This window comes from Methylobacter sp. BBA5.1 (assembly GCF_000746145.1).
GTDB lineage: Bacteria > Pseudomonadota > Gammaproteobacteria > Methylococcales > Methylomonadaceae > Methylobacter > Methylobacter marinus.
In genome coordinates this window covers 74,504-86,522 of record NZ_JQKS01000012.1, presented here as the reverse complement: position 1 = coordinate 86,522, position 12,019 = coordinate 74,504, and the positions used below count along the sequence as shown (strand labels likewise).

Below are 12,019 nucleotides of genomic sequence, written 5' to 3'. Positions count from 1 at the left end.
ACTGAACGCATTCAGAAATTTATTAATTCGTTGTTTAGTAAGGTCTCTAGCTTTCCCGTTCAGACACTAATTAATTTTTTGATAATTGCGGCTATCTGTGGTTGTAAACCCAAATAGCATGAGTTATACCTAAAAGGAGAGTATGCAAAACCGGGAGAGGCAGTCTGATTGGTTGAAGTCATCGGCTTTTTTGTTAACCAGTTACACGACTCAGGGTTGCCCCACACCTTTCCAGGGAGGTTGTATTGGTTGTGCCTCTCCCGGCTTTGCATGCTCTTGCGTTTAAGGTGGTTAGGTTGGGCGCATATCACGCCCGGCTTTCTCTTCGCACTTTCTCTTTAAAGGAGGAGGAGATATGGAAACTGAACATAAATCATTATACGATTATAACGGTGGCATTGATTTGGACGAATTTCGAGAAATGGTTGCAATAAATGCTTATTATAGAGCCGAAAAAAGAGGTTTTGAACCCGGTCATGAAATGGATGACTGGCTTGAAGCCGAGCAGGAGATAAAAAGCAAACGTCGCTATTGGAACCGGTAAAAGAAAATCACGGAGGTCTTTAAATTTGAAAGACCTCATGGTTTCAACGCGACGCCTATCGCTGGCGGACCACTTAGAACAGATAACTAACCATGCACCCTCCCGCAAACTCGATTGAAGGCACCATCATCGTGCTCGTGCAGTGGCTGAAGCTCGGCATCGAGACCGTGGGTGTCGTGCTCGTCGCGATTGGCGTCTGCGTGGCAGTGGCACAGCTCACCCGCATACTAGCGGCACGGCAGCACACGGAATTTACTGGCATTCGTTTGACCTTGGCTCGCTACCTCGCGCTGGCACTGGAATTCGAGTTGGGCGCGGACATTCTCGGCACGGCCGTTTCGCCGAATTGGGACCAAATCGGCAAGCTGGCCGCAGTGGCCGTGATCCGAACGGGACTGAACTTCTTTCTCTCAATGGAAATGAAGCAGGAAAAGACGGCGGAGAAGAACCAATCATCCAACGATGTTTCAGTCATCAAACCTCCGCCTAGCCCGCCCTGAAGGAGTCGCTGCTCAACAGCGCGACATGTCGCCAGGCCACATCGTGGAACGACATCAAGATTTGGTTGCAAAAACAACAACATGTCTATTTCTAAAACCATAGAAATTGTATTAAGACATTTTAACGAAAAGCAAATGTCTGTTGCTACAATGCATGTCTATTCCATTGAACTGTCGACAGGATACCCTCTTAATGAATTATGAAGGATTCCAAAAAGGACTGCCTTGGCTACCTTTATCAATAAAGATGCTGTTCACTGGCTACCTTCTGACCATTGGCTTCGGCTTGCTGATGGCTGGTGCGCAAATTATGCTGACCCACAGTATGGCCGATGGCAAGCCCGGATTATCGGTAGACGACATTGTTTACAGTTATTACGGTAATCGTTATGGATCAACCCTGGAAGCCAAGCTCAATGGTTCTATGAAGAATAATGCGCCACCGCAGTTACGTATTGAAATTATCAAATGGGCGCGTGCAGGCGCTCCGGCCAAAGATTGGGATTCCAGGTTTAAAAAACTATTTGAGACCCATTGCACTACTTGCCACTATACAGGCTCTTCCTTGCCCGATTTTTCCAAACTGGCAAATGTTCAGCAACGTGCGAGCCTCGATACGGGAATTTCCTTTACCTCGCTGACAACAGTGTCACATATCCATCTTTTTGGCATCGCCTTTATATTTATGCTGATGGGAGCAATTTTTGTGTTTGCGGTAGGAATCCCGGAATGGATCAAGGCTACGTTGATAATGATTCCATTTGCCTTCCTGATTATCGATGTTATTTCATGGTGGCTCACCAAGTTGAACCCTGAATTTGCCTGGATTACGATTATTGGCGGCTATGGATATTCATTAGCGTCAACAGCAATGTTATTCATCAGCTTATACCAGATGTGGATACTTCCCTGGAAACGGGCAAAAAAACATAATCCGAACACTTGATCCAGCTTTATGAAGAATTATGTAATCTACCCGATGTTGAGTCGGGTAGATTCAGGTTAAAAAGCTAACCAACCATTCACCATGAAGGTGTTGTTAAATTGAGCATCAGTATTTGTGCCATTGGCTTGAGAATAACCAATATACTGCAAGCTGGTACGCAAATTCATCAGATATGAATATGAATGGGATTTGCCAAATGGGACATAAACCAGTTCTGCTGTATAGAATTGGCTGTTTGGTCTGGTTTGAACAACGATACTACCCTCCTCGTCAAATTGGGCAGCATGCGATCCATTTATTTTCTTATATCCGAAAGTCAAGCCATAGGTTTGGTCGAATGTGTAAGCAAGATTGAGGTTATAGGTGGCGAGATAAGTTCTACCCGTCGTCGGATCGGATGCCGCCCCTCGATCAGCCGATAGCTTCTGATCTTCATAAATGTAAGCCGTTTTGACTTCAAAGATATGTTTCGGATTCGCCATGTATTGATAAGTCGCATCGACTGCGACATCGGTAAAATGATTAGCGCCAAAAGTTTTGTCACGTCCGGGAAAAACATCGGCACTCATACCGAAGTGCCCCAGCGCGAAATAGTGTCCATGCCAGTCTTGTTGCAGCGCGACACGCCAATAAGGCGCGGGACCGTCAAGACTGACTCTGTCAGGCCCGGCGATACCGAATGCATTCTGGAAATTGCTGGAAAATGAGCCATAAGCGCCGGCTTCCAGATAAAGCAGATTGTTAATCATTGCAAATGCGGTACCGCCGCCTACTTGAGATCCCAGCGCATCGTCAATCAATGGACTGGCTCCGACTTCAGGCTGTACCCCACTTCCCGTATAAGGAAATCCCCAGACTGGCGTGGTATTCCATAAGTCCTGTACGGTTGGATTGTTATTTAAAGAGAGTCCGTAAGTAATAGGGGTGTCGCCCAAATCCAGTTGATCGGCAAAATGGATATCGGTGTGTTCCATTACAAGCCGATCTTCATAGCCGTCATAAGTTAACTGACTGTACGCGCCAACCTTGCCATAAATACGGCCTGCATAAACCAAAGACGCTTGGTCGAAAGTGAAATTATTGTTTTTATTATAGCCAGGACGGAGCGTTCCATCCGGTTGGCTCCGGCTTTGTACGGTCTGATCCTTTTGGGTATTGGTGAATGATCCCTGTACCATGCCACTGAGTGGTGGCAATTTGGCAGCAATGCCACTGCCCCCGCCCATTGTATAGCCGCCCAGTTTGAAATCACGACCGAAAGGTGTCAGGTTAGGTCCGAAGGATTGGGTATGGCACGTGTTACAGGCTACACCTGTTTGCCGGGAAAAACTCGGCATAGCTTCTGCTTCTGGACTTATTAACAACATGACTGAGATTAGTGCCAATAGCAATGCCAGAAAATAATTCAAATTGTAACTTTGTTTAAAAAAAGTTTGCATAAATCACCCCAATTGTTTATTTGAATTGCCGCCTATTTAACAAGCTGAAGTTCTTTTGTTAATGGTAATTCTGTTGTAGCGTAGGTAGTATTCCTAGAAGCAGCTCATAAAGTGTGAGTTACTCTCGTCCATAAATGCGACCTATTATCCTACACAAAAGCAAATCAAGGCGTTATCAGTTGTTCGCATTTGAGCTTTTTGCGCAACACCCCCGCTGTTTGTCTGGGTAGCTAACATTCTACCCGTCTGACACTTCGATGCCGTGGGGTAGGAGGAGTCCACCCCATAGCTAAAGCAGGAAAATCAGTCGGTGGTGGGGATGGACGCTGACAATATTCGACGCTGAATAGCACCTTGGTTTATTCATCCTTGAGTTCACCGATCCTGACCCCGCAGTTGGTAGACACCAGGGTTACTCTGAAAATCCGTCATCATCGTTCAAACCGGAAGCCGAATCTCAAACGTCGTAAAGCCGTCCTTCGAATGCACCGAAGCCTCTCCGCCATGGGCGCGCGCGATAGAACGCGTGATCGCTAAACCGAGTCCAGCACCTTCTCCAAAACGCTGCCGTGATGCATGAACTCGGTAGAAGCGGTCGAATAGCCGCGGCAAATGCTCGGGTGCGATGGTTTCTCCGGTGTTTTGCACCGACAAAACGACGGTCGAGGCGTCTGAATTGTCAACGCGAATCTTTATCCTTCCCCCTTTTGGCGTATGGCGCACCGCATTCGAGAGCAGATTGTTGACCGCTCTGCGCAGCATCAACCTGTCGCCGAAAACAGCGCCCCTTCCGGAATAGGTCAGACTGACTCCCTTTTCCTCGACCAACGCCTCGTAAAATTCGAATAGGCTTTTCACCTCCACTACCAAATCGACCTTCTCGCGATGAGGGACGATGAGGTTGTTGTCCGATTTAGCCAGGAACAGCATGTCGGCAATCACCCGCGACAGACGCTCGAACTCTTCCGCGTTGGAAGCCAGTACGTCCTGGTATTTGTCGAGTGTCCGGGTCTTGGACAGAGTGACCTGGGTTTGTGTCAGCAGATTGCTGACAGGCGTGCGCAACTCGTGGGCGATATTCGAGGAAAAGTCTGACAGTCGGCGGAAGGATTCTTCGAGCCGTGCCAGCATCTCGTTCAGGGTTTCCGCTACCTCGGCCAGTTCGACGGGAATGGAGTCTAAAGGCAGCCGTTGGTTGAGGCGGTTCGCGGTGATGCCCGCAGCACTACGACTGATGTCCCGAAGGGGTGCCAGTCCCTGACGTGCTGCCACCCATCCCAGAAAGCCGGTCAGTAGTGCCGCCAGGCCCATGACCGTCCATAACGCTGTTCGAAACGAACGCATGAAATGCTCGTGGTGCGACAGGTCGGTGGACACAGCCACGACCACCGGAGCCGCACCTTCGATCTTGGTCGGCAGTTCAGAGGCAATCCCGCGATAGCGATGGCTCTCAGGATCACTCCAAAGTATCGGACGAAGGTTTTTCTCTCTGACAGCGGCAAGCAGCTCTTCGGGTAACTTCGCATCTTCTGTTGGATACAGCGCCTGACCACCCGGCTTCAAAACAACCACCGCCAACCCCTGATGTCCTATCAAGGAATCTTGAAATTGTGGCGGCAGTGCCTCGAGTTCCTGGCTGGAGCGAACTTTCTCCAAGGCGTGGCTGAGAAGTTCCAGTTTGCCGCCAAGCAATTCCATGTCCAAGTCTTCGAAATGCCGCTCGACGAGCGAGCCGATCAGTACCCCCAACAACAGGAGCACCGTTGTCGATGCGGACGCGAAGAGCAAAGTCAATGTGCATGTGATGGATTTGCTTCTGATCAGCCTCACTCGGTCGCCTCCAAGACATAGCCCATACCACGGACGGTGTGGATCAGTTTTGGCTCGAAATCATCATCCACTTTTGCTCTCAGACGCCGGATGGCAACCTCGATCACGTTGGTGTCGCTGTCGAAGTTCATGTCCCAGATTTGGGAGGCGATCAAGGAGCGAGGAAGCACCTCGCCCTGGCGACGCAAAAGAAGTTCCAACAAAGCGAATTCCTTGGAGGCTAAATTTATCTTCTTGCCCGACCGGGCCACCCGCCGCCGTTTCAGATCAAGTTCGAGATCGGCAGCTCGCAGAAACTCGGGCTCCTTGGCCATTCCTCCGCGCCGGAGCAGGGTTCGGACACGGGCCAGCAGTTCGGAAAAGGCGAAAGGCTTCACCAGGTAGTCGTCGGCTCCGAGTTCCAGTCCCTTGACCCGATCATCCACACTGTCGCGGGCTGTGAGAAAGAGTACGGGCATGTCTTTACCTGCCCTGCGGATACCTTGCAGCACCTGCCAACCGTTGATGCCCGGCAGCATCACATCCAAAATAGCCAGGTCATAGTCATCTGTCAGCGCCAAATGCAAACCGCCCAGCCCCTCACTCGCTAAATCAGCGACGAAGCCTGCCTCTGTCAATCCCTGCCTCAGATAATTCCCGATTTTGGGTTCGTCTTCCACGATAAGGATTCTCATGCGTACTCTCCCACATAACTTTTCTCAATAACGCCATTCTAAACTGGCAGTGAGAGTAAGTCTCCAAGATTACCTAAAAGTAATCTGCGTGTCAGGTTCCCGTTAACCGGGGTATCGTAAGATACCTCTACTGACAATCCGCAAGAGGTTACCGTTACCATGAAAAAAATTCTGCTGGGCGCATTGGGCGTTCTTGGCCTCGGTGCCGTAACGGTGATTGGTCTGCTCCAGGCCGGAGCGATCGATATGGCGGCCGATACACCCCACAGCCCCGCCGTCTACCGCCTCATTGAGTGGGCGCGGGAACAGTCTATTATACGCAGGGCCGCCGACATCGTTCCACCGGGCGACTTGCCCGATGCCGGACGGATTCGCCGGGGCGCCGGTAACTACGACGCCATGTGCGCGAACTGCCACCTCTCACCCGGCATCGAAGATTCCGAAATACGAAAAGGCCTCTATCCGACGCCGCCGAATCTCTCCAAACCTGCAAATGCCGACGATTCCGACCGGACGGATGCCCGCCGGTTCTGGATCATCAAACACGGTGTCAAGGCGTCCGGCATGCCGGCCTGGTCGAAAGGCGGCATGGAAGATGAGGCGATATGGGATCTGACGGCTTTCCTCAAGATCATGCCGAGCCTTTCCCCGGAAGCATATCGTCGGCAGGTTGAGTCCAGCAATGGGCATACCCATGGCGGTCTGGAGGAGCACGGAGCCGAAATGGAAAGCAAGTCCGGCGCCGCACACACTCACGGCACGAAACAACATTCCCACAAGCACGCCCATAAGCATGGCGCATAAGCACTGACCAGATCCCGGAAGATTACGGAAATGTAATGTCCCGGTCAGCCTCCCGTAAGGAAAAGCGTTTAAACTGGCCCCATTTAAATCAACCTGGAAACAGTCATGAAATCAGTTCTGAAACCACAGATTCGTTCCTTGTTATTAGTCTTGCTCGTCAGCACCGGCACCGCTTATGCGCAAGCCGCGACGGAGGTGGAGGTGTTTAAGAGTCCCTCTTGCGGTTGCTGCGGAAAATGGATCGAGCACCTACAACAAAACGGTTTTCAAGTCAGTATCCGCGAGGTGAACGACATTCCGGCAGCGCGGAAAAAACTGGGCATGCCCGATCGACTAGGTTCCTGCCACACCGCCCGTGTCGGCGACTACGTCATCGAGGGCCATGTGCCTGCTGCCGACATCCAGCGTTTGTTCAAGGAAAAATCCCAAGCTCTCGGCTTGGCTGTTCCTTCTATGCCGCCCGGTTCTCCGGGCATGGGAAGCGCCAAGCCCGTTCCCTACGATACCCTGCTCGTCCAGGCGGACGGCAGCACCCGTGTTTTTGCCAAACACTAAATCCTAGGCGTATGAAGGACTTATGACGATTTTTCATGACGGTTGGTAATTTAATATTTGTGATTAAGAGTATTAAAAACTTGACATAAGTGTAACTCGAGGGTTTTAGAATCAGACGAGTGTAAATTCGAGTCATTGTTTTATAAAGAGGACGGATAATGGAAGCTAAAACCTCATTAATGCCTCGGTTCCACCTTGAGATTGCACTCTGGAAAAAGGAAGTTGTACAACTTATTTTTTGACAGCGACTAAGTCGAACCATGAATAACCTAACTCAAACAAACTCTATTTAGGAGAAGAAAATGACTGACAAAAAATCACAACAAAAAAACGATAACAACAATATTGATCCTGACAAATTTCGTGAAATGGTGACAGAGCTTGCTTATCTTAAAGCCGAAAAAAGGGGTTTTGTAGCTGGCCATGAACTAGAAGACTGGCTTGAAGCCGAACAAGAGGTAAGTAATCAATGCCATGACGGGTCTCAGGAAGTTTAGTCATATAGATCAGGTTAGAGTAGCGTGCCCAGACACTTTGCTGCCCAGGTTGTCGGGGGGTCGCCCTGATAACACGACTTAAGAACTAAGTCGAACTTTGAAAAGGAATAAGCTAAACAAAGTATAACCCGGCATCAGTGGATTTCAGAAACGGCCTATGACAAAGCAGGAGCCAGGGCATTTGCAGCCGGTCATGAATTAAACGACTAGCTGTATTATTCAGAGATACTGATAACAGCCTATCTTTCATTGTTCGAGGAAGACGGGGGTATAACCAAAGCCAATCTGAAACAGTTAGCAAAAGTGATGGGTGTTGAAAATCCGGAGAATATAACCCAACCAACCGAACTAGTGCGAGTTATTCAAAATGCCAGTCAGCAGCGTCCTTGTTTTCGATCTGATGATTCCATGCTTTGCCAGGACAAGGACTGCAAATGGCGAACTTAATGTCAAAAACTGGTCGCAGTATGGATGAGGTGAGTATGACTATTTCAATGACTTAATATTTGCAGGTGCACAATGTCTTATCAAGTCAGTGAGTTGGCCCTAAAATGCAATGTCAGTAGGGATACGGTCAGGTTTTATGCCAAAACCGGCTTGCTTCAACCTCAGCGCAATCCAAGCAATGGCTATCAGTATTTTAGTGAACGAGATTTAAAATGTCTGGATTTTATCAGGCGGGCTAAGTCTCTTGGTTACACGCTTAAAGAAATCAGACAGATTATTGAAGAAAGCCGGAAAGGTTCGTCTCCTTGCCCATGGGTCCGTGATCTCATCCAGCGACGCCTTAAGTCAAATAAAGAACGACTCACACAACTGATAGAACTACAGCATCATATGGAAGCAGCATCGGTAAAGTGGCGGGCGATGCCGGATGGCGTTCCGGATGGTGACAGTATTTGCAAGTTGATTGAATCCATTGATTCATCACCAGGCAACGTCGTAACGTCTGTGATGGAGACCGAAGAGGGCTGTGAGGAATGAACAGCGGAGTTAAACAATTCATTAAGCTTACACAGTGGAAGGCATTTCTAACGGCGGCCTCCGCCAAGGCTGTTATTGAATCCTGATGGTAGCAATTAACTGGAGAACATCATGAATTATTTATTTGCATTTTTACTGGTTTCGGTCTTGCTGTATTTATTAATTCGTTTTGCGCCCGGAGCACTATCCTTGTTGGGCTATCGGGGTTGGTACAGCACTGAACATATCGATCCCGTCTGTGGTATGAAAGTTAAGGCGAATAAAGGTTATGGGATGATGTATGAAGGCAGACTTTATCGTTTTTGTTCAAAACTTTGCCTGGACCAGTTCGACAAAAACCGGCAACAGTATTTACCCGTGAAAAAGGATAATCAAGCAGAAAAACCATCAAAACCTGAGTAAATATAGCAACCGTGGAGCCTTGGGGCGATTTTAAGTGGCCAATTGCTGTGTTTGATGAGTGATATCGTTCACGGCCTACTCTTGATTTTATTGAATATTTTACTTAGAGAGTATCTGAACAGGGGTACCCTTTCAAAGCCTTTTCGAAAAAGGAGATACTTGAATGACCGGGGTATACACCCTGTTGGCTTGGTCAAGACGAAATGTCTTTTTTCGGATCCAATTTTAAGCCAAGGAGAAAACCTATGCTTGAAGAATTCATTCATGAAACTCGTATTGCCTATTTCTCGATGGAGATTGCTCTCCATAATAATATTCCCACCTATAGCGGCGGATTGGGTGTGTTAGCTGGTGATACTATACGCTCTGCCGCCGATCTTGAACTTCCAATGGTTGCGGTTACCCTGGTGAGTCGTGCCGGTTATTTCCGACAGGAACTGGATGCCGAGTGTGGCCAGATTGAACATCCGGATTCTTGGCAGCCTGATACCGTTGCTAGTTCGCTGCAAGCCAAGATAGCGGTTAACATTGAGGGGCGACTGGTGTGGGTCAGTGGCTGGCTCTACATTCTGGAAGGCCATATGAACGGCCGACAACCGGTTATTCTGCTGGATACTGATGTAGATGAAAATCATGATGACGATCGTCAGATTACCCATTATCTCTATGGCGGTGACGAAGCTTACCGGTTGAAACAGGAAATCGTGCTGGGCATGGGCGGCATGCGCATGCTGCAAGCGCTGGGTTTTAAAGTGCGCCAATACCATATGAATGAAGGACATTCGGCGTTGCTTGCTATTGAATTGTTACGCCGTTATGCCTATCCCAAAGAAGACCTGCGCTCAGGCGAATCAGCCTATGACATCCCCCAGATACGGGAACTTTGCAATTTCACCACGCATACCCCGGTCGACGCCGGTCATGATCGATTCGCCTATGATTTGGTAGGGCGGATTCTCAGCGAGGAATTCGACAGAGCAACGCTTAAACGCCTGGCGGGTGAAGATAGGCTTAACATGACCCGGTTGGCTCTCAATTTGAGCGAGTATGTGAATGGTGTTGCCAAACGGCATGCGGAAGTTTCACGGAAAATGTTTCCAGGTTATCGGGTTCATGCGGTTACCAATGGCGTACATCCTTTTACCTGGACTGCCAGGAGTTTCATTGATCTTTATAATAAGCATTTACCGGGTTGGTGTCATCAACCTGAAATATTGATACGTGCCGAGTGTTGTATCAGCGATGAAGCCATCTGGGAGGCTCATTGCCAAGCAAAGTCTATTCTGATAGAAAAAGTCAAAGCCCTATGTCATATCAGCCTGGATCCACAAATACCTATCTTTGGATTTGCTCGTCGTATGACGGCATACAAACGACCTGATTTGTTGTTTTCCGATTTAGAACGTCTCAAGAATATTGCCCGGCAGCGGCCTTTTCAAGTCGTGCTGGCCGGCAAAGCCCATCCCCGGGATCTGGACGGGAAACACTTGATAAGAACCATTCACCAGCACATACAAGAATTGGCCGGTGATATTCCGATGGCTTTTGTTCCGGACTACGATATGGAGATTGCGCGGACTATGGTAGCCGGCGTAGACCTCTGGTTGAACACACCGTTAAGGCCCATGGAAGCGTCCGGAACCAGCGGTATGAAAGCCGCTTTTAATGGGGTGCCCAATCTCAGTGTCCTGGATGGCTGGTGGGTTGAAGGTTGTATCGAAGGCATTACCGGCTGGGCGGTCGGAGATGATACCGAATCCTCTAACGGGGATGATGCCAAGTCACTGTATGACAAGCTTGAACAGACGATACTGCCCTTGTATTACGATGATCGAAGCCGATGGATCGCGGTCATGAAAGGCGCCATCAGCAAAAATGCTTCCTTTTTCAATAGCCACCGCATGATGCGGCGTTATGCCACCGAAGCTTACATTCGATAGTTGGGAAAAGTAAAAATGGATAAAGAACTTGGGGGCTGGATTTTTTGTGACGCTTGAAAAGTCCGTTCGTACAATTGATTTAGCCAGAGGAGATTAAGTGATGGTTCAAGATCCGATTTGCCTAATGACATTTTCGCCACGTGAGGCAAAAACAACCGCTGAATACGAAGGAAAGCTTTATTATTTCTGCTCGTCTTCCTGCCGGGATACTTTTCTCAGCCAGCCGGGCTTATATCAAAATAAAGTCACATCGATGCATTTGACTGTAGGGGTCATGGGTTCAGCAGGTAACGAGGCAGCAAACAATGTCAAAGAAAAATCCATGATCCTGGGCCAGAGTATTGCGCAACGGAGCTTCATATTAATAACGGGTGCGTGCCCCGGTTTACCCTATGAATGTGCCCGTGGAGCAAAACAAGCAGGAGGACTGTCCATTGGTATTTCACCGGCTCTGAGCTTGGATGAACATATACACAAGTATCGGTCGCCGGCTGACGTTTATGATGTCCTTGTCTATACCGGTAGTGGCTTGATGGGGCGTGAAGTGACCAATATACGCTCAAGTGATATGGTTGTAATCCTTGGAGGACGTTCCGGTACCTTAGGGGAGTTTGCTATTGCTTTTGATGAAGGTAAGTTGATCGGGGTATTGCAAGGCAGTGGCGGAATTACTGAGCAGATTCCGGATCTTGTGGCTAGTTTTCAGAAAGATAGCGGAGCACGATTAGTATATTCAGCCGATCCAGTGAAGTTAATCGACGAAATGGCGAAGTTATATATAGAACATCATTATCAACACCCTTCCTGTTTCTGTGACGCGATGCCTGCAGGCGTAGGCTGAACTGAGATGTCAGTTTTTCTAGTGTGAGTTACGCCGTATTTTACCGTAACACTAAAACAATAG

The 12,019-nt window shown here is 48.7% G+C and carries 13 protein-coding genes; 10 read left to right on the top strand and 3 right to left on the bottom strand.

Annotation, left to right across the window (positions count from 1 at the left end):
* Window positions 1-355: 355 nt before the first annotated feature.
* The 3 genes from EK22_RS08650 (at window position 356) to EK22_RS08640 (ending at window position 1,990) form a co-directional block, all read left to right on the top strand.
* Window positions 356-544: a DUF2934 domain-containing protein gene (locus EK22_RS08650; RefSeq protein ID WP_036249999.1), complete on the top strand. Its 189-nt coding sequence runs from the start codon at window positions 356-358 to the stop codon at window positions 542-544.
* 92 nt (window positions 545-636) lie between these two features.
* On the top strand, window positions 637-1,044 hold the full coding sequence (locus tag EK22_RS08645; protein WP_036249998.1) for a DUF1622 domain-containing protein: 408 nt from the start codon (window positions 637-639) through the stop codon (window positions 1,042-1,044).
* Window positions 1,045-1,237: 193 nt separating this feature from the next.
* Window positions 1,238-1,990, top strand: coding sequence for a cytochrome c family protein (locus EK22_RS08640; protein WP_036249995.1), 753 nt, complete (start codon window positions 1,238-1,240; stop codon window positions 1,988-1,990).
* Between the two features lie 56 nt (window positions 1,991-2,046).
* On the opposite strand, the gene EK22_RS08635 is transcribed toward EK22_RS08640, so the two are convergent.
* The 3 genes from EK22_RS08635 to EK22_RS08625 all read right to left on the bottom strand — a co-directional run bounded on the left by EK22_RS08635 (window position 2,047) and on the right by EK22_RS08625 (window position 5,933).
* The gene (locus EK22_RS08635; protein ID WP_036249992.1) at window positions 2,047-3,429 is read right to left on the bottom strand and encodes a hypothetical protein; all 1,383 of its coding nucleotides are present in this window, start codon (window positions 3,427-3,429) and stop codon (window positions 2,047-2,049) included.
* A 438-nt stretch (window positions 3,430-3,867) separates the two neighbouring features.
* Window positions 3,868-5,259, bottom strand: coding sequence for a heavy metal sensor histidine kinase (locus EK22_RS08630; RefSeq protein ID WP_036249989.1), 1,392 nt, complete (start codon window positions 5,257-5,259; stop codon window positions 3,868-3,870).
* Complete coding sequence (locus tag EK22_RS08625) at window positions 5,256-5,933, bottom strand: heavy metal response regulator transcription factor (RefSeq protein ID WP_036249986.1); 678 nt, start codon at window positions 5,931-5,933, stop codon at window positions 5,256-5,258. Before EK22_RS08625 ends, EK22_RS08630 begins: the two co-directional genes overlap by 4 nt.
* 159 nt (window positions 5,934-6,092) lie before the next feature.
* On the opposite strand from EK22_RS08625, the gene EK22_RS08620 reads away from it, so the two are divergent.
* The 7 genes from EK22_RS08620 to EK22_RS08590 all read left to right on the top strand — a co-directional run bounded on the left by EK22_RS08620 (window position 6,093) and on the right by EK22_RS08590 (window position 11,956).
* A complete protein-coding gene (locus EK22_RS08620) occupies window positions 6,093-6,737 on the top strand; it encodes a c-type cytochrome (RefSeq protein WP_036249984.1) in 645 nt (214 codons plus the stop codon).
* Between the two features lie 105 nt (window positions 6,738-6,842).
* A complete protein-coding gene (locus EK22_RS08615; RefSeq protein ID WP_036249981.1) occupies window positions 6,843-7,292 on the top strand; it encodes a DUF411 domain-containing protein in 450 nt (149 codons plus the stop codon).
* 302 nt (window positions 7,293-7,594) lie between these two features.
* On the top strand, window positions 7,595-7,789 hold the full coding sequence (locus EK22_RS08610; RefSeq protein WP_036249978.1) for a DUF2934 domain-containing protein: 195 nt from the start codon (window positions 7,595-7,597) through the stop codon (window positions 7,787-7,789).
* Window positions 7,790-8,308: 519 nt separating this feature from the next.
* Entirely contained in the window at window positions 8,309-8,773 is a 465-nt protein-coding gene (locus EK22_RS08605; RefSeq protein WP_036249975.1) for a MerR family transcriptional regulator, read from the top strand.
* 111 nt (window positions 8,774-8,884) lie between these two features.
* Window positions 8,885-9,175: a YHS domain-containing protein gene (locus EK22_RS08600; RefSeq protein WP_036249972.1), complete on the top strand. Its 291-nt coding sequence runs from the start codon at window positions 8,885-8,887 to the stop codon at window positions 9,173-9,175.
* Window positions 9,176-9,420: 245 nt separating this feature from the next.
* On the top strand, window positions 9,421-11,115 hold the full coding sequence (gene glgP / locus EK22_RS08595; RefSeq protein WP_036249969.1) for an alpha-glucan family phosphorylase: 1,695 nt from the start codon (window positions 9,421-9,423) through the stop codon (window positions 11,113-11,115).
* A 100-nt stretch (window positions 11,116-11,215) separates the two neighbouring features.
* Complete coding sequence (locus EK22_RS08590) at window positions 11,216-11,956, top strand: SLOG cluster 4 domain-containing protein (RefSeq protein ID WP_051961796.1); 741 nt, start codon at window positions 11,216-11,218, stop codon at window positions 11,954-11,956.
* Window positions 11,957-12,019 lie beyond the last annotated feature (63 nt).

Excerpts from the sequence above, each read along its gene's own strand:
- EK22_RS08650 (WP_036249999.1), top strand. The coding sequence starts at position 356 with ATGGAAACTGAACATAAATCATTATACGATTATAACGGTGGCATTGAT.
- EK22_RS08645 (WP_036249998.1), top strand. The coding sequence starts at position 637 with ATGCACCCTCCCGCAAACTCGATTGAAGGCACCATCATCGTGCTCGTG.
- EK22_RS08640 (WP_036249995.1), top strand. The coding sequence starts at position 1,238 with ATGAATTATGAAGGATTCCAAAAAGGACTGCCTTGGCTACCTTTATCA.
- EK22_RS08635 (WP_036249992.1), bottom strand. The coding sequence starts at position 3,429 with ATGCAAACTTTTTTTAAACAAAGTTACAATTTGAATTATTTTCTGGCA.
- EK22_RS08625 (WP_036249986.1), bottom strand. The coding sequence starts at position 5,933 with ATGAGAATCCTTATCGTGGAAGACGAACCCAAAATCGGGAATTATCTG.
- EK22_RS08620 (WP_036249984.1), top strand. The coding sequence starts at position 6,093 with ATGAAAAAAATTCTGCTGGGCGCATTGGGCGTTCTTGGCCTCGGTGCC.
- EK22_RS08615 (WP_036249981.1), top strand. The coding sequence starts at position 6,843 with ATGAAATCAGTTCTGAAACCACAGATTCGTTCCTTGTTATTAGTCTTG.
- EK22_RS08610 (WP_036249978.1), top strand. The coding sequence starts at position 7,595 with ATGACTGACAAAAAATCACAACAAAAAAACGATAACAACAATATTGAT.
- EK22_RS08605 (WP_036249975.1), top strand. The coding sequence starts at position 8,309 with ATGTCTTATCAAGTCAGTGAGTTGGCCCTAAAATGCAATGTCAGTAGG.
- EK22_RS08600 (WP_036249972.1), top strand. The coding sequence starts at position 8,885 with ATGAATTATTTATTTGCATTTTTACTGGTTTCGGTCTTGCTGTATTTA.
- glgP (WP_036249969.1), top strand. The coding sequence starts at position 9,421 with ATGCTTGAAGAATTCATTCATGAAACTCGTATTGCCTATTTCTCGATG.
- EK22_RS08590 (WP_051961796.1), top strand. The coding sequence starts at position 11,216 with ATGGTTCAAGATCCGATTTGCCTAATGACATTTTCGCCACGTGAGGCA.